Origin of the sequence: Pseudomonas nitroreducens (assembly GCF_014204515.1) — a bacterium.
Classification (GTDB): Bacteria; Pseudomonadota; Gammaproteobacteria; order Pseudomonadales; family Pseudomonadaceae; genus Pseudomonas; species Pseudomonas nitritireducens_A.
Map to the genome: position 1 here is coordinate 72,457 of NZ_JACHLI010000005.1, position 15,174 is coordinate 87,630.

The window sequence follows — 15,174 nt, forward strand, 5'->3', positions numbered from 1 at the left end:
GCTTGTCGAACCACGGGCCACCTTCGGGTGGCCCGTTTTTTTGCTCACACGTTATTCCGAAGTGCTTGGAAATACGGGGTTTATCGGAAAAATCCGTGGGTACGAAAGCATAACTCCCAGCGGATTGCGATCTACGCTTTAAGCGTTCGGCAGCGCTTTCCGGTCTCCCCCCGAACCAGGACCGGATCGTGCCACCGGCAAACTTCAGTGACGCCTTTTGGCACTCCGTGCGGGAGACGGCGCCCAATACAACACCCCGATCGTTATCCCTTGGGGAAATAACGCGCCAGGGAGCTTCGGCATCTCCCGCAACACTCTCTACACCCCCCAATGAAAAACCCCGCAGGAGCGGGGTTTTTCATTTCTCATGGCGCGCTCAGCGACGGACGGGGATCAGCCGCAGGATGCCCTGGGTGTTGGCTTTCACTTCATTGTCATCGTAGTGCTGCGGCAGGTACTGGCCCTCGATGTAGGCCTCGGCCTGGTCGTCGTAGTGCTTGTCGAACGGCACGCCGCTCTGGCCCACCGGGTTGATGCCCAGGCTGTGGGCCGGGTCGGCGAAGTCGATCAGGCGCCGGGTGGACGGGCCGTAGATCACCTGCCAGGGGGCCGGTCCGACGCGGGCGGACAGGTTGTTCGGCACCTCATGACCACCGGGTGCGGCGAACGGGCCGACGTTGAAGATCCTGTCCAGCGGCTTCTGCTGGCCCAGCGGGTGGCCGTGGGTGAGGGTATGCGCCTTGCCCCACTGCCATTGCCTGGAGTCCTGGCCGAGGGTGGCGCGCAGGTGCGCCAGGCTGTCCTTCCAGGCGGCCTTGACGATATCGGCGCGGGTTTCCCTCTGCGGCGTCCTGCGGTTGTCCCACCACGGCGAGTTCTCGTCGGCGGCCAGACGCGGCAGGGCCACGTCGAGCACGCGGGTGGACAGCAGGTTGTCGAAGAAGGCGTCGCCCATCTCGTCGCGCATGGCGTTATCGGCCACCTGATAGAGGAACTGGTTGAACACCGTCGCCGTGACCGAATCCAGCGGATGGTCGCCCTGCCAGTTGGCCAGGTTCTCCACCAGCGCCTTCTCCTCGTCGGTGGCCGCCGCTTCACGCAGGATCGGCAGCAGCGGCTTGAGGAAGCGCGGGCCGTAGCCGGTGGCCGTGTCCAGTTGCAGTGCCTGGCTGTTCTGCAGGTCCCACTTCACCGAGTTGTCGGCCAGGCGCTGGTTCAGCTGCTGACCCCGATCGGGCAGGTTGTAGTAGCCCGGAATCGGACGACCGTTGGCCGGCACCGGCTGGAAGTTGGCGGAGACGATGTAGCCGCGCGCCGGGTTCTCTTCCTGGGGGTTCTCGCTGAAGGGGTAGAAGCCGCTCTTGTCGGCCTGGCCGCTGGCGCCGTCGAGGAGGAAGTTCGGGTTGACCCCGTCCGGGCGCACCGGCAGCTGCGCCGAAGCCCACCAGCCGATGTCGCCACGGGCGTTGGCCCAGACCACGTTGAGGCCGGGCGACTGGATCTTCGACGCTGCTGCGCGAGCCTTGGGCAGGGTGTCGGCGCGGTTCAGTTCGTAGAAGGCGTCGAGGATCGGGTTCTGGGTTTCCAGGAAGGCCCACCACATGGCCACCGGGGTCTTGCCCGCCGCGGTGCCCAGGGCATCGTTGACCAGCGGGCCGTGGGGCGAGCTGCGCAGGGTGATCTTCACCGGCGCCTCGCCCTTCACCGCGATGCTCTGCTCTTCGCTCTTCAGGTCGACCCACTGGCCGTGGTACCAGACCTGGTTGGGGTTGTCCGGATTGACCTTCTCGGCGACCAGGTCGACGTCGTCGTTCTGGAACATGGTCAGGCTCCAGCCGAACTGCAGGTTGTGGCCGAGCGAGGCGAAGGGGTTGAGCGCCTGGTAATGCCCGTAGAGCTCGAAGCCCGGCGCGCTGGCCTGCATCTCGTACCACACCGCCGGCACGGCGAAGCGGATGTGCGGGTCGCCCGCCAGCAGCGGCTTGCCGCTCTTGGTGCGGCTGCCGGACACGGCCCAGGCGTTGCTGCCTTCGAACTGCGGCAGGCCGGCCTTCTCCAGCGCGGCGTGGCTGAGGCGAGCGATGGCGCCCAGGTCCTGCCAGTCGGCGGCGGCCAGCGTCTTGGGATTCATCACGCCTTCGGGGTGCCAGTCGAGGTCGAAGACCTTCAGGTAGTCGGCGCCCAGCTCGTCGCGCACGTAGGTCAGTACCGGCTCGGTGCGGAAGGCCGCAGCGAAGCTGTAGGCCATGTAGCCGGCAACGCTGACGGTGTCCTCGGGAGTGAACGGGCGCTTGGGAATGCCGAGGATGTCGAACTCCACCGGGCGCGGGTGGCTGTCCTGGAACTGGTTGACGCCGTCCAGATAGGCGACCAGCGCCTTCCAGGCCGGCGAGTTCTTGTCCTGGGTCTTCACGTATTCGGCGGCGTGGTCGCGGATGCGCAGGCTGCGGAACATGCGGTCGGTGTCCACCAGCTTGGGCCCGAGTACCTCGGCCAGCTCGCCACGGGACAGGCGGCGGAGGATTTCCATCTGGAACAGGCGGTCCTGGGCGTGGACGTAGCCGATCGCCCGGTACATGTCCTCCTCGCTGCCCGCCTTGATATGCGGCACGCCGCGTTCGTCGTAGCGGACGGTGACCTCGCTGGACAACCCGGCCACGGGCAACTGCCCGTCGCGCTGCGGCTGCTTGCCGTGCAGGTACCAGCCGGCGCCCGCGGCTGCGGCGGCGACCACGACGGCAAGAACAGTCAAAGTGCGTTTCATGCGGCAACTCCTTGTTGTTATGCCGCAATTCTGCAAAGGAAGATGACAGTCGTTCATTGACCAGACGTCTCGCAGCTGGAATTCTTCGGTCAATTGCGGAGCGATCATGTCCACTGCCGAACTGAACTTCCCTGCCACCCCGGCCCTGACCCAGTCCGCCACCCTGCGCCGCCAGCTGTACGAGGCGCTTTCGGTGCTGGGCTACGACCCCACCGACATCTACCGCCAGGCGCTGCAGAAGGTCCGCCTGCCGCCCCCTGCGCAGAGCGGCCGGCTGGTGCACGACGACGCGCCGCTGTTCTGGACCACCCTGGACGAGATCACCGGCGATGGCGACATCGGCCTGCACCTGGGCGAGGCGATGAAGCCACGGCTGCTCGACGTGGTCGGCTACCTTCAGATGGCCAGCAGCGACCTGCGCCAGGCGCTGGACAGCTTCCTGCGTTTCCAGCACATCCTCTCCGGCGGCTTCGCTGCGCAGATGCGCGAGGAGGGCGAGCAGGTGCGGCTGATCCTCGACCTCAACTACCTGGGTACCAGCAGCCTGCGCCAGCAGATGGAGTGCCTGATGGTGCTGTTCCTCAAGCTGCTGGCGCTGATCACCGACGGCGAGTTCCAGTTCCACGCCATCGAGTTCCGCCACCCCCAGCCGCGCCGCCTGAGCGAGCACCGGCGGTTGTTCGGCCTGACCCCGGCGTTCGGCAAGCCCCACGATGCGCTGCTGTTCGACCGCGCGCTGCTGGCGCGCCCGTCGCGCACCGGCAATCCGGTGCTGCACCGCCTGCTCACCGAGCACGCGCGTGAGCAACTGGGCACGCTGGACGAGAACGACCTGCTGAACCGCCTGCGCTACCTGCTCGGCATCCGCCTGGGCGAGGCGTCCTGCACCCTGCAGAGTTGTGCGCGGGAGTTGGGCGTGCGTCCGGGGCTGCTGCAGCGCAACCTGGCGGGGCGCGCGCAGACATTCAGGGATGTGCGCGAGGACGTACGCCGTCAGCGTGCCGTGGAGTTGCTCGAGCAGGGCGTGGCGATCCGCGAGGTGGCGCGGGCCTGCGGTTTCGCCGAGCTGTCGCCGTTCTACCGCGCCTTCCGGCGCTGGTACCCGGTGCCGCCGGAGCGCTATCGCCAGCGCCTGCAGGGCGGCACCGAGGGCTGAGGCTCAGTCGGCCAGCGGGATTTCCCGGCTGATCTCCAGCAGGGCCATGGCATCGAGCTGGTCTTCGATCTGCAGGAAGCGCAGGGCGCGCTTGGGCGAGACGTCCTTGGCGATGCGCTTGACGTACTTTTCCTTGAGCTCCTGCTTATCGTCCTGCAGTTCCAGCACCTGTTTCTGCAGCTTGGCGGCATCGTCGTCGTTCACCGGGCCGGCGTTGTAGGCGCCGGCGTAGTCGATGATGATCGCCAGGGTCTGCTTGCTCAGCTTGTCCGCCTCGGTGCGGTAGCTGTTGTAGATCGGCCAGAATTTCTCGCCCTCGGCGGCGTCGAGCTTCATGTTCGCCTCGACGATGCGCTTGCGCTTGTAGTCGATGTCGGCGAGCCGGTTGTTGATGGCCTGCTTGTGCTGGGCCATGACCTCGCTGCTGCTGGGCGCATCCTCGGCGTGGGCGGCCAGGGGCAGGACCATCCCGGTGGAGAGCACGGCGCAGAAGGCGAGGGCGGAATGAAGACGCATGCTGGAAGCTCCTTGGTGGCGAACGGCCCTTCATGGGCCGGCGAACCAAGTGTAGTCATGGATTGGCTGTCGCCTTCGTTGATGCGGCTCAGTGCTTTGTGCCGTCCCAGGGGCAGTAGCAGCCCACTGCCAGGGTGTGGGTGGCGTTCACGCTGCGCCCGCCGACCAGGGCGTCGAGGATCGGCTCGATGAAGCTGTTGCCCGAGGTGCACACGGCGCCTTCGCTGTAGGGGCCGAAATAAGCCAGCTTGCCCTGGGCGTCCCAGATCGCCACGGCGGGGCTGGCGGGGAGTTGCTCGGCACCGGGCAGCGAGTCCAGGGTGGTCATCGACTTCAGGGTGTCGGGCAGTTGGCCGTGGCTGCCGGGCTTCTGCACCGCGAAGAAGTCCACGCCCTGGGGGCCGAAGCGCTGGATGAGTTCGGCCAGGTGCTGCTGGTTGCCGACGTTGCACGGGCAGGCCGGGTCCCAGAAGTGCACCAGGCGGATCCGGCCGGGGCCGGCCAATTGCGCCGGCAGCATCAGGTGGTCGCCAGAGAACAGCTGCGGCTGGTGGCTGAAGGGGCGGATGAAGCGGTTCTCGTACCACCAGTAGGTGGCCAGCAGGGCGCCGAGGCAGAGGGCGGCGATCAGCCAGGTGATGAGCGGCTTGCGACGGCTGGGCATGTCTTGTCCCGAATAGGTGAGGCCGTAAACTGGCCGCCAAGCTTGCCATGAGGGCGGCCGCGGCAGAATATCCCGCTGCTGTTCCCGTTCCCTTCGCCCTCCGCCTGCCAGAAGCGAAATGCCCATGCCTGAAGCCTTCCAGCCCGATCTGCTGCGTTCCCTGCTGCGACCTCTGACCGCAGAGGCGAACGAGGTCGGCATCGCGCTGTACCAGCATTTCTACGGCCTGGACCTGCAGGGGCGGCATCCGGGCCTGCAGAGCCGCCTGGGCAGCTTCGAGGCCGGCGGCTACCGGATCGCCGCGCAGTACTGGCGGCCGGTGCTGGCGCGCGGCACCCTGGTGCTGCTGCATGGCTACTACGATCACATGGGCCTTTACCGCCATGTGATCGACTGGGCGCTGGGCATGGGCTTCGCCGTGCTGGCCTGCGACCTGCCGGGGCACGGGCTGTCCGGTGGCACCGTGGCCAGCATCGGCGACTTCGCCGAGTACCAGGTGGTGCTCGGCGCCCTGCTGGAGCAGGCCCAGGCGCTGGACCTGCCGCAACCCTGGCACCTCTGCGGGCAGAGCACCGGCGGGGCGATCCTGCTGGACTACCTGCTCACCGGCCAGCCGCGTCCGGAGCTGGGTCGCACCATCCTGCTGGCGCCGCTGGTGCGGCCGCGCGCCTGGGGCTGGTCGAAGTTCAGCTACCAGTTGCTGCGGCCATTCGTCGATTCGATTCCGCGGCGCTTCAGCGAGAACTCCAGCGACGCCGAATTCCTTGCCTTCCTGCGCGATCGCGATCCGCTGCAGCCCAAGGTCCTGCCCACCGCCTGGGTCGGCGCCCTGGCACGCTGGATTCCGCGCATCGAGTCAGCCGCCCACGGCGCACAGAGCCTGCTGGTGGTGCAGGGCGATGCCGACGAGACGGTGGACTGGCGCTACAACCTGCAGGTGCTGGAAGACAAGTTCGAGAAGATCGAATGCCTGCTGCTGACCGGGGCGCGGCACCACCTGGCGAACGAGAGCGAAACGTTGCGCCGGCGTTACTTCGATTTTCTCAGCGAGCGGCTGGGCTAGCAGGGGGAAAGCGGGGAAGGGAGTTGCTGTAGATGAGGGTGTGTCCATCACTCCTTGCGCCATGATCCTCAGGCGCCACCCTCTGTACAGCGGGTGCCATTCTAGGGGCAACCTCTCCGGGAGTGGTCTGCAAGGAGTGTAGGATAAGTCTCGTCACTCCCCCGCTGCCGGCGCTGCCAGGCCAGCCTTGAGGGCGGCCAGGGCGGCGCGGTAGTAGTCGCGGCCGGCCGGCGATTCGCTGAAGGTGGCGAACTGGCCCAGTTCCGAGTCGCTCAGGTCGCGGTAGACGTAGAGCAGGGTGTTATCCAGGTCCGCGCCGATCTGCCCCATGAGTTTCTGCCGCTGGCCTTCCAGCATGCCCTGGGCGCTCCCGCCACCGAGCAGGCCGGGAAGCATCTGGCTGAGGCTGTCGGCGGCGACGCTGGCCAGCGCCAGGCTGACCTCGGCGCCGGCTTCGCGGGCCGGCAGGATCTGGCTCAGGCGATGGACGATCTGCTGGCGCGCCGGGCTGGCCTGCTGGCGCGGCAGGCCGTTGGCGTACTTCTGCAACTGGTCGCTGCGGGTGGCCAGGGTTTCGGCGCCGGCGACCTTGCGGCCCAGCGGCGATTCGAAGAAGTTCAGCGCGGCGCCGCTGTCCGGCAGGTTCTGGCGCAGGCCGTTGAGCGCGCGCTGGTCGATGTCCGCCGGGGCGAAGCGCTGGTTGCTGTTGTCCACCAGCGTCTGGTACAGCGCCGGCGGCAGGTTGCCCTGGTAGCGCTTCTGCGCGGCGTGCAGGGCGTCATTGAAGTGCGCTCGCTGCTCCGGCCAGCCGGCGGCCTGGTACAGGCGCTGGTAGTTGTCGGCCAGGGCAGGCATGCCCAGTACAAGAAGGGTGAGGGCCAGCAGTACGCGCATTGCAACTCCTTTTGGGCGGCAGGGTTCACTCGCCGGGGGCTATTGTCGGCAAGGCTTGCCCCGCTTGTCGAGCCACGGGTGCCGGACGTTACAATACGCGATGCAATCCGACGCCGATTCTCCCCTGGTGGAGAGCCCCCTCCTGCAAAGTATCGTGGACGACCTCGCCGACAAGGGCTGGTCGCAGCAGGACGGCTTTCTGTCCGACGCCCTCATCGCGCGCCTGGCGAGCGAATGCCGCGCCCGCGATGCAGCCGGCAAGCTGGCCGCCGCCGCCACCGGGCGGGGCGACGGGCAGGCGGTGCGCGAAGGCATTCGCGGCGACCGCATCCAATGGGTCGAACCCGGCCAGTCCGCGGCCTGCGACCTCTACCTGAGCGCGCTCGACGAGCTGCGCCTGGCGATCAATCGCTCGCTCTACCTGGGCCTGGAAGACTTCGAGGGGCACTTTGCCCTGTATCCGCCGGGTGCCTTCTACCTCAAGCACCTGGACCGCTTCCGCGACGACGACCGGCGCATGCTGTCGGTGGTGATCTACCTCAACCACGGCTGGCTGCCGGAGCAGGGCGGCGAGTTGCGCCTGTACTTCAGCGACGGGCACACCCTGGACCTGTCGCCGGTGGCCGCGCGCCTGGTGGTGTTCATGTCCGGCGACTTCCCCCACGAGGTACTGCCGGCCAGCCATGAGCGCCTGTCACTGACCGGCTGGTTCCGCCGTCGCGTCTGAGCCCTGGCTCAGTGCCCCCAGACCTTGATCGTTCCGCTGATGTCCTGGATATCGCGGATCTCGATGGTGCCCAGGCGGCCGTTGCCCACGTAGACGTCGCCGATCACCCGCAGGCGGATGGTCTGCGCCGGCAGGCCGCTGGCGTTGAGCTGCTGGTTGATGGTGGTGAGGTCGGGCAGGGTCAGGGCCAGTTGCTGCTGGCCGTTGGCGCCCTGCACCACATCGACCTGCAGGGTCGGCTGTTCGATGCCGAAGATCGGCAGGCTCAGGCCCAGCTGGGCGGCGCCGTAGGGCAGGCTGCCGCCGCGGCCGTCGGGGCAGTCGCCGGCGCTGACGCAGCCGTTGTCGATGAACACGTTGCGCAGCGAAACGCTGCCGCCCTCGTCGTTCCAGGCGGCGCTGTCCATGTGCGCCAGTACGTCGGCGCGGATGCTGATGCCGTCCTGTCCGGTGATGGCGCCCAGGCGCTGGTTATCCAGGGCCTGGAGTTCGGCGTAGGCCAACGGCAGGTAGGACAGGGCCGCGAAGGTCGCGGAGTAGAGGAACAGGCGGGACATGGCGGGCTCCTTGGCGATTGGCCGATGCGCGAGTCTGGGCGGCGCCCTGCACAGCGGCCAGTGCCGCATGACCGATCCCGTCGAAGGTTGTGCCCGCCATTTGCCGATGACCGGTGCACCGCTCAAGGACCCGACTTTCGGCGGGGCGGAAACCTGTTGCGACAGACCCGCGGAGGAAAGTCGCGTTACCCCGCGTGACCGGAAAACGGCGAGCAGCTAGTCTGTGCCCATTCGAAAAGGGAGTGATTCGCCCATGCAGAAGGTTCTCGTCAGCCGCTGCCTGCTTGGCCATCGCGTCCGCTATGACGGCGGCGCGCACGGGCCGTTCGACCTGCTGTCGCGCTGGCAGGCCCAGGGGCGCGTGGTTGCGTTGTGTCCGGAGGTCGCCGGCGGCCTGCCGACGCCCCGCGCCCCGGCGGAGATTCCCGGCGGCCAGGGCATGGCCGTGCTGGAGCGCGTGCGCTCGGTGATGACGGTGGAGGGCGAGGACGTCAGCGCCGCCTTCCTGCTCGGCGCCGAAGAGGCCATGGCGCTGGTCCGCCACCACGACATCCGCCTGGCCGTGCTCAAGGCGCGCAGCCCATCCTGCGGCAACCGCGAGAACTACGACGGCAGCTTCAGCGGGCAGAAGGTCGTTGGCGAAGGCGTCACGGCCGCGGCGCTCAAGCGTATGGGCGTGCTGGTCTTCAGCGAGGAAGAACTGGACGCCGCCGCCGTCTGCCTGGCCGGGCTGGAAGCCGGAGGCTAGAGCGCTTTCCGACATCCGAAGAAGCATACTTTCGCTTGAGCCTCGCGCGCTGGCGCCTATGCTTGTGCGTTCCATGCGCAAAGCGAAGCCGGCCTGAGCGGGTCTTCGCTTTGCGATTGTCATGCAGAAGGAGAAGAACATGAGAACCATGCTGCCTTGCCTCGGCCTCGCCGCGCTGCTCGCCGGTACTTCCGCCATCGCCGCGGATATCCCGCGCACTCCGGCCCCGGAAGGCGCCAAGGTGTACTTCATCGCGCCGGCCGACGGTGCCACGGTGGACAAGACCTTCACCGTCAAATTCGGCCTCAAGGGCATGGGCGTCGCCCCGGCGGGCGTGGATTCGCCGGCCACCGGCCACCACCACCTGCTGATCGACCTCAAGGAGCAGCCGGCGATGAACCAGCCGCTGCCGATGACCGACCAGATCAAGCACTTCGGCAAGGGCCAGACCGAGACCGAAGTGACCCTGCCGCCGGGCAAGCACACCCTGCAGCTGCTGGTGGGTGACAAGAACCACGTACCGTTCGACCCGCCGATCGAGTCGCAGAAGATCACCATTACCGTGAAGTGATTACCGGGGCCTGGGAGCGGGGGCTGCCCTCACCCTAACCCTCTCCCGAAGGGAGAGGGGACTGGTCCGAGCAGGATGAGACCGCTGCGTCAGCCGGCACGAACGGCTCCCTCTCCCTCTGGGAGAGGGCTGGGGTGAGGGGCTCTGTCTCCGCGCTGAGGTTTCAGAAAGCAGAAACGAAAAAAGGAGGCCGAAGCCTCCTTTTTTCTTGCCACCGAACCGCGCTTAGAACAGCACGCGGCTGCGGATGGTGCCGTTCACGTGTTGCAGCTTCTCCAGCGCCAGGTCCGAGTACTCGGCGTCGACGTCGATCACCACGTAGCCGACCTTGTCGTTGGTCTGCAGGTACTGGCCGGAGATGTTGATGCCGTTGTCGGCGAACACCTTGTTGATCTCGCTCATCACACCCGGGATGTTCTCGTGGATGTGCAGCAGGCGGTGCTTGCCCGGGTGCGACGGCAGGGCCACTTCGGGGAAGTTGACCGAGGACACCGAGGTGCCGTTGTCGCTGTACTTGACCAGCTTCTCGGCCACTTCCAGGCCGATGTTGGCCTGGGCTTCGGCGGTGGAGCCGCCGATGTGCGGGGTCAGGATCACGCGATCCAGGCCACGCAGCGGGCTTTCGAACTCGTCGTCGTTGGACTTGGGCTCGACCGGGAACACGTCGATGGCGGCGCCGATCAGGTGCTCGTCCTTGATCGCGGCGGCCAGGTGGTCCAGCTCGACCACCGTGCCACGGGCGGCGTTGATCAGGATGCCGCCTTTCTTGATGGCGCGGATTTCCTTCTCGCCGATCATCCACTGGGTGGACGGCAGTTCCGGCACGTGCAGCGAGACGATGTCGGACATGCCGAGCAGCTCGTGCAGGTTGCCGACCTGCTGGGCGTTACCCAGCGGCAGCTTGGTCACGGTGTCGTAGAAGAACACCTGCATGCCCAGTGCTTCGGCCAGGACCGAGAGCTGGGTGCCGATGGAGCCGTAGCCGACAATGCCCAGCTTCTTGCCGCGGATCTCGAAGGAGTTGGCCGCGGACTTGATCCAGCCGCCACGGTGGCAGGAAGCGTTCTTCTCGGGGATACCGCGCAGCAGCAGGATGGCCTCGGCCAGCACCAGTTCGGCGACCGAACGGGTGTTGGAGTAGGGCGCGTTGAACACGGCGATGCCGCGCTCGCGGGCTGCGTTCAGGTCGACCTGGTTGGTGCCGATGCAGAAGCAGCCAACCGCGATCAGCTTCTTGGCAGCGTCGAAGACTTCTTCGGTCAGCTGGGTGCGGGAGCGGATACCGATGAAGTGGGCATCGGCAATCTTTTCCTTCAGCTCGTCACCGGACAGCGCGGTCTTGAGGTACTCGATGTTGGAGTAGCCGGCTGCCTTGAGGGTGTCGACGGCGTTCTGGTGCACGCCTTCAAGGAGAAGGAATTTGATCTTGCTCTTGTCGAGAGAAGTCTTGCTCATCTGCTTTGAACCTGTAGTCCCGGAGTGTGGCGAGAAATTGAACAGCTCAGGCCGGACCGGCCGGTGCCAAGCTTGGCGCCAGGTGGCGATCTGCGTGGGGTGCGTATGCTAGCATGTTCTCCCTTTTCCTTGCCCGGTTGCGACCTGAGCTGTTCTCAGGACGACCATGAACCATTTGAGAGTTCCTCCAATGACCCGCGACGCCCTGATCGAATCGCTCAAGCCCCTGCTGGATGCCGGGAAGCTGCTGACAGACGCCGATTCCCTCGATACCTACGGCAAGGATTGGACCAAGCATTTCGCCCCGGCGCCCCTGGCGATCGCCTTCCCCAAGAGCACCGAACAGGTCCAGGCCATCGTCCGCTGGGCCAATGAGCACAAGGTCGCGCTGGTTCCCTCGGGTGGTCGTACCGGTCTTTCCGCCGCGGCTGTCGCCGCCAATGGCGAAGTGGTCGTGGCCTTCGACTACATGAACAAGGTGCTGGAATTCAACGAATTCGACCGCACCGTGGTCTGCCAGCCGGGCGTGATCACCAAGCAGCTGCAGACCTTCGCCGAAGAGCATGGCCTTTATTACCCGGTGGACTTCGCGTCGTCGGGTTCTAGCCAGATTGGCGGCAACATCGGCACCAATGCCGGCGGTATCAAGGTCATTCGCTATGGCATGACCCGCAACTGGGTCGCCGGCATGAAGGTCGTCACCGGCAAGGGCGACCTGCTGGAGCTGAACAAGGACCTGATCAAGAACGCCACCGGCTACGACCTGCGCCAGCTGTTCATCGGCGCCGAAGGCACCCTGGGCTTCGTGGTCGAGGCGACCATGCGCCTGGAGCGCCAGCCGAAGAACCTCACCGCGATGGTCCTCGGCACCCCGGACTTCGACTCGATCATGCCGGTGCTGCACGCCTTCCAGAACAAGCTGGACCTGACCGCCTTCGAGTTCTTCTCCGACAAGGCCCTGGCCAAGATCATGGCCCGTGGCGACGTGCCGCCGGCCTTCGAGACCGATTGCCCGTTCTACGCGCTGCTGGAGTTCGAGGCGACCACCGAGGAAGTGGCCAACGAGGCCCTCGCCACCTTCGAACACTGCGTCGAGCAGGGCTGGGTGCTGGACGGCGTGATGAGCCAGAGCGAACAGCAGCTGCAGAACCTGTGGAAGCTGCGCGAGTACATCTCCGAGACCATCTCCCACTGGACGCCGTACAAGAACGACATCTCCGTCACCGTCGGCAAGGTCCCGGCCTTCCTCAAGGACATCGACGACATCGTCGCGGCCAACTACCCCGACTTCGAAGTGGTCTGGTTCGGCCACATCGGTGACGGCAACCTGCACCTGAATATCTTGAAGCCCGAGAACCTGAGCAAGGACGAGTTCTTCGCCAAGTGCGCGACCGTCAACAAGTGGGTGTTCGAGACCGTGCAGAAGTACAACGGCTCCATCTCGGCCGAGCACGGCGTGGGCATGACCAAGCGCGATTACCTGGGTTACTCTCGCTCCGAGGCTGAAATCGGCTACATGAAGGCGGTCAAGGCGGTGTTCGATCCGAACGGGATCATGAACCCGGGCAAGATCTTCGCCGAATAAGCTGCTGCATTAGAAGAGGGGCCGGCTCTTTGGATAGAGGGGCCGGCCCTTCGCACGTCAGCGCCAAGGGAAAGGGCGCGTGCGCCGGCAGGATGCGGGCAACCGCGCGGGACCACGAGTCCCGTGCGGCTCACTCTTCCATGCGTTCAGGAGTCGGTCATGAGTTACCAGCATCAGTATGTCGATGGCACCCCGATCCATTTCACGCTGGGCAAGGTGGTCTGCGTCGGCCGCAACTACGCGGAGCACGCCAAGGAGCTGAACAATCCGGTACCGACCGAGCCGTTGCTGTTCATCAAGCCGGGTTCCTGCACCGTTTCCCAGGCGGGTGGCTTCGCCATTCCGGAAGACCGTGGCTCGGTGCACTACGAGGCGGAGATCGCCGTGCTGATCGGCAAGCCGCTGTCGCGCAAGCCGAGCACGGAAGAAGTGCTGGATGCCATCTCCGGCTACGCCCCGGCGCTGGACCTGACCCTGCGTGACGTGCAGGCCAAGCTGAAGGAAAAGGGCCTGCCCTGGGAGCTGGCCAAGTCCTTCGACGGCGCCTTCGTGCTGGCGCCCTTCGTCAGCGCCGACCATTTCCCCGATCCGACCGACATCGGCATCCGCCTGGTCCTCGACGGCAAGGTGGTCCAGGACGGCAACAGCCGCGACATGCTCAACCCCATCGTGCCGCTGATCCAGCACATCTGCGGGCACTTCTCGCTGCAGCCGGGCGACGTGGTCTCCACCGGCACCCCGGTCGGCGTCGGCCCGCTGCAAAGCGGCAGTGAGGTGGTGCTGGAACTTCCCGGCGCCAGCCGATTCGAAAGCCGCGTGCTTTAACACCGTTGTCCCGCCGAAGGCCGCCGATTGTGCGGCCTTCGTTTGTTGCGGGGCGCCTTGCCCGTGCTGATCAACCAGAGTCGCCATGACCATGTCCGTCCTTCGCCCCCGCTGGCTGTTGCTGGCGCTGCTGTTTGTCCTGATCGTGCTCGGTTACCTGACGGTTCGCTTCCACTGGGATGACCGCGCACGCCTCTGGTTGCGCGAACAGGACACCAGCGCCCAGGCGCGTGCCGACAGCATCTGGCTGCCGGGCTATACGGCGGTGATCCAGGCCAAGCCGCTCAAGGGCGGCATCGAAGGGCAGGAGACCTCGGACCTGGCCTACAACCCGGTGACCCGCACGCTGTTCACCGTGACCGGCAAGAAGCCGCTGCTGGCCGAGCTGTCGCTCACCGGCGACGTGCTGCGGGTGATCCCGCTGCTGGGCATGTCCAACCCCGAGGGTGTGGCGGTGCTGGAGAACGGCAACGTCGCCGTGACCGACGAGCGCAAGAACTCCCTGACCATCTTCCACGTCGATCCGCAGACCCGTGAGTTGAGTACCGAGAAGCTCTCCAGCTTCGACCTCGGCCCGCGCGGCAAGAAGAACAAGGGCATCGAGGGCATCGCCTGGGACCCGCGTCAGCATCGCCTGGTGCTGGGTCAGGAGCGTGATCCGCTGGCCCTGTTCAGTCTGGCCAGCGATGGAGGGCCGAGCCTGAACGGCGCCCTGCAGCCGCTGCCCAGCGACCTGCTGATGACCAACGTCTCGGCCTTGAGCATCGACCCGCGCACCGGCCACACCCTGGTGCTGTCGGCGGAGTCGCACCTGCTGCTGGAGCTGGACGAGAAGGGCGAGCCGATCAGCTTCATCAGCCTGCTGGGTGGCCTCAACGGCCTGCACGAGAAGATCCCGCGCGCCGAAGGCGTGGCCATCGACGAGCAGGGCACCATCTACATGGTCAGCGAGCCGGACCTGTTCTACGTGTTCAAGCGCGACCCGCAGGCGGCCCAATCGGATTGACCTGAATCGGGGGGAAGGGTGTCCCATGGCTTTAAGGTTGGGTTAAGTCCGGATTCAGGCTGGTTTCAGCCGCCAGTCCTAAGCTGAACCCATCGAAAACGCCACAGGAGGCAACTTCCATGAAACTCCGTCACCTTCCCCTGATCGCTGCCATTGGCCTGTTCTCCACCGTCACCCTGGCCGCCGGCTACACCGGCCCGGGCAGCGAAGCCCAGCCTGCCGCTGCCGCCGCTGGCCAGATCACCACGGTGAAACAGGCCCAGGCCGCTGCCGATGACACCAAGGTCGTGCTCGAAGGCACCATCACCAAGCGCATCAGCGACGAACACTACGAGTTCAAGGACGCCACCGGCAGCATCCAGGTCGAGATCGACCACGACGACTGGCCGGCCGGTACCTCGGTCTCCGAGAACACCAGGGTGCGCCTGACCGGCGAAGTGGACCACCACAAGGTCAAGCCCACCGACATCGATGTGGACCGCGTGGAAATCCTCCAGTAATCCAGCAGCCATGAAAAAGCCGCGCCGGGAATCCCCATCCCCGGTGCGGCTTTTTATTTTTCAGGTGCTTCGCTGGAAGACGCTCTCCGGCCCTCTCCCTAACCCTCTCCCTGAAGGGAGAGGGGACCGCCTGGTGCAGGCTG

15 protein-coding genes are annotated in these 15,174 nt (G+C 66.1%); 9 read left to right on the forward strand and 6 right to left on the reverse strand.

Going from position 1 to position 15,174, the window contains the following annotated elements; genetic code table 11:
• Positions 1-376 precede the first annotated feature (376 nt).
• Positions 377-2,764: a penicillin acylase family protein gene (locus HNP46_RS08545; RefSeq protein ID WP_184587731.1), complete on the reverse strand. Its 2,388-nt coding sequence runs from the start codon at positions 2,762-2,764 to the stop codon at positions 377-379.
• A gap of 106 nt (positions 2,765-2,870) precedes the next feature.
• Here HNP46_RS08545 and HNP46_RS08550 point away from each other — a divergent pair, with 106 nt between their 5' ends.
• A complete protein-coding gene (locus tag HNP46_RS08550; RefSeq protein ID WP_184587734.1) occupies positions 2,871-3,920 on the forward strand; it encodes an AraC family transcriptional regulator in 1,050 nt (349 codons plus the stop codon).
• Between the two features lie 3 nt (positions 3,921-3,923).
• On the opposite strand, the gene HNP46_RS08555 is transcribed toward HNP46_RS08550, so the two are convergent.
• On the reverse strand, positions 3,924-4,436 hold the full coding sequence (locus tag HNP46_RS08555) for a transcriptional regulator (protein WP_184587736.1): 513 nt from the start codon (positions 4,434-4,436) through the stop codon (positions 3,924-3,926).
• Positions 4,437-4,524: 88 nt separating this feature from the next.
• Complete coding sequence (locus HNP46_RS08560) at positions 4,525-5,100, reverse strand: DUF6436 domain-containing protein (protein WP_184587738.1); 576 nt, start codon at positions 5,098-5,100, stop codon at positions 4,525-4,527.
• A 124-nt stretch (positions 5,101-5,224) separates the two neighbouring features.
• On the opposite strand from HNP46_RS08560, the gene HNP46_RS08565 reads away from it, so the two are divergent.
• Positions 5,225-6,163, forward strand: a complete 939-nt coding sequence (locus HNP46_RS08565) for an alpha/beta hydrolase (RefSeq protein WP_184587740.1) — start codon at positions 5,225-5,227, stop codon at positions 6,161-6,163.
• A gap of 153 nt (positions 6,164-6,316) precedes the next feature.
• On the opposite strand, the gene HNP46_RS08570 is transcribed toward HNP46_RS08565, so the two are convergent.
• Positions 6,317-7,057 carry a hypothetical protein gene (locus tag HNP46_RS08570; protein ID WP_184587742.1) on the reverse strand — a complete coding sequence of 247 codons (741 nt, stop codon included), beginning with the start codon at positions 7,055-7,057 and terminating at the stop codon, positions 6,317-6,319.
• Positions 7,058-7,157: 100 nt separating this feature from the next.
• On the opposite strand from HNP46_RS08570, the gene HNP46_RS08575 reads away from it, so the two are divergent.
• Positions 7,158-7,784, forward strand: coding sequence for a 2OG-Fe(II) oxygenase (locus tag HNP46_RS08575; RefSeq protein WP_184587744.1), 627 nt, complete (start codon positions 7,158-7,160; stop codon positions 7,782-7,784).
• An 8-nt stretch (positions 7,785-7,792) separates the two neighbouring features.
• Here the strand turns inward: HNP46_RS08575 and HNP46_RS08580 are convergent, their stop codons facing one another.
• Positions 7,793-8,341: a DUF6160 family protein gene (locus tag HNP46_RS08580; protein ID WP_184587746.1), complete on the reverse strand. Its 549-nt coding sequence runs from the start codon at positions 8,339-8,341 to the stop codon at positions 7,793-7,795.
• 253 nt (positions 8,342-8,594) lie between these two features.
• Between HNP46_RS08580 and HNP46_RS08585 the strand changes: the two genes are divergently transcribed.
• Both HNP46_RS08585 and HNP46_RS08590 read left to right on the forward strand, forming a co-directional pair.
• On the forward strand, positions 8,595-9,089 hold the full coding sequence (locus tag HNP46_RS08585; protein WP_184587748.1) for a DUF523 domain-containing protein: 495 nt from the start codon (positions 8,595-8,597) through the stop codon (positions 9,087-9,089).
• A 139-nt stretch (positions 9,090-9,228) separates the two neighbouring features.
• The gene (locus tag HNP46_RS08590) at positions 9,229-9,660 is read left to right on the forward strand and encodes a DUF4399 domain-containing protein (RefSeq protein WP_184587750.1); all 432 of its coding nucleotides are present in this window, start codon (positions 9,229-9,231) and stop codon (positions 9,658-9,660) included.
• A gap of 225 nt (positions 9,661-9,885) precedes the next feature.
• Here HNP46_RS08590 and serA read toward each other — a convergent pair whose 3' ends face one another.
• Entirely contained in the window at positions 9,886-11,115 is a 1,230-nt protein-coding gene (serA, locus tag HNP46_RS08595; protein ID WP_045215566.1) for a phosphoglycerate dehydrogenase, read from the reverse strand.
• A 190-nt stretch (positions 11,116-11,305) separates the two neighbouring features.
• Between serA and HNP46_RS08600 the strand changes: the two genes are divergently transcribed.
• The 4 genes from HNP46_RS08600 to HNP46_RS08615 all read left to right on the forward strand — a co-directional run bounded on the left by HNP46_RS08600 (position 11,306) and on the right by HNP46_RS08615 (position 15,031).
• Positions 11,306-12,700 carry an FAD-binding oxidoreductase gene (locus tag HNP46_RS08600; RefSeq protein ID WP_184587752.1) on the forward strand — a complete coding sequence of 465 codons (1,395 nt, stop codon included), beginning with the start codon at positions 11,306-11,308 and terminating at the stop codon, positions 12,698-12,700.
• Positions 12,701-12,859: 159 nt separating this feature from the next.
• Complete coding sequence (locus HNP46_RS08605; RefSeq protein ID WP_184587754.1) at positions 12,860-13,525, forward strand: fumarylacetoacetate hydrolase family protein; 666 nt, start codon at positions 12,860-12,862, stop codon at positions 13,523-13,525.
• 85 nt (positions 13,526-13,610) lie between these two features.
• Positions 13,611-14,531 (forward strand): SdiA-regulated domain-containing protein, encoded by a 921-nt coding sequence (locus HNP46_RS08610; RefSeq protein ID WP_184587756.1) that lies wholly within the window; start codon positions 13,611-13,613, stop codon positions 14,529-14,531.
• 119 nt (positions 14,532-14,650) lie between these two features.
• On the forward strand, positions 14,651-15,031 hold the full coding sequence (locus HNP46_RS08615) for a NirD/YgiW/YdeI family stress tolerance protein (protein WP_184587758.1): 381 nt from the start codon (positions 14,651-14,653) through the stop codon (positions 15,029-15,031).
• Positions 15,032-15,174 lie beyond the last annotated feature (143 nt).

What these genes read in the sequence shown, in the direction of transcription:
- HNP46_RS08545 (WP_184587731.1), bottom strand. Translation starts at nt 2,764, where the DNA reads ATGAAACGCACTTTGACTGTTCTTGCCGTCGTGGTCGCCGCCGCAGCC.
- HNP46_RS08550 (WP_184587734.1), top strand. Translation starts at nt 2,871, where the DNA reads ATGTCCACTGCCGAACTGAACTTCCCTGCCACCCCGGCCCTGACCCAG.
- HNP46_RS08555 (WP_184587736.1), bottom strand. Translation starts at nt 4,436, where the DNA reads ATGCGTCTTCATTCCGCCCTCGCCTTCTGCGCCGTGCTCTCCACCGGG.
- HNP46_RS08560 (WP_184587738.1), bottom strand. Translation starts at nt 5,100, where the DNA reads ATGCCCAGCCGTCGCAAGCCGCTCATCACCTGGCTGATCGCCGCCCTC.
- HNP46_RS08565 (WP_184587740.1), top strand. Translation starts at nt 5,225, where the DNA reads ATGCCTGAAGCCTTCCAGCCCGATCTGCTGCGTTCCCTGCTGCGACCT.
- HNP46_RS08570 (WP_184587742.1), bottom strand. Translation starts at nt 7,057, where the DNA reads ATGCGCGTACTGCTGGCCCTCACCCTTCTTGTACTGGGCATGCCTGCC.
- HNP46_RS08575 (WP_184587744.1), top strand. Translation starts at nt 7,158, where the DNA reads ATGCAATCCGACGCCGATTCTCCCCTGGTGGAGAGCCCCCTCCTGCAA.
- HNP46_RS08580 (WP_184587746.1), bottom strand. Translation starts at nt 8,341, where the DNA reads ATGTCCCGCCTGTTCCTCTACTCCGCGACCTTCGCGGCCCTGTCCTAC.
- HNP46_RS08585 (WP_184587748.1), top strand. Translation starts at nt 8,595, where the DNA reads ATGCAGAAGGTTCTCGTCAGCCGCTGCCTGCTTGGCCATCGCGTCCGC.
- HNP46_RS08590 (WP_184587750.1), top strand. Translation starts at nt 9,229, where the DNA reads ATGAGAACCATGCTGCCTTGCCTCGGCCTCGCCGCGCTGCTCGCCGGT.
- serA (WP_045215566.1), bottom strand. Translation starts at nt 11,115, where the DNA reads ATGAGCAAGACTTCTCTCGACAAGAGCAAGATCAAATTCCTTCTCCTT.
- HNP46_RS08600 (WP_184587752.1), top strand. Translation starts at nt 11,306, where the DNA reads ATGACCCGCGACGCCCTGATCGAATCGCTCAAGCCCCTGCTGGATGCC.
- HNP46_RS08605 (WP_184587754.1), top strand. Translation starts at nt 12,860, where the DNA reads ATGAGTTACCAGCATCAGTATGTCGATGGCACCCCGATCCATTTCACG.
- HNP46_RS08610 (WP_184587756.1), top strand. Translation starts at nt 13,611, where the DNA reads ATGACCATGTCCGTCCTTCGCCCCCGCTGGCTGTTGCTGGCGCTGCTG.
- HNP46_RS08615 (WP_184587758.1), top strand. Translation starts at nt 14,651, where the DNA reads ATGAAACTCCGTCACCTTCCCCTGATCGCTGCCATTGGCCTGTTCTCC.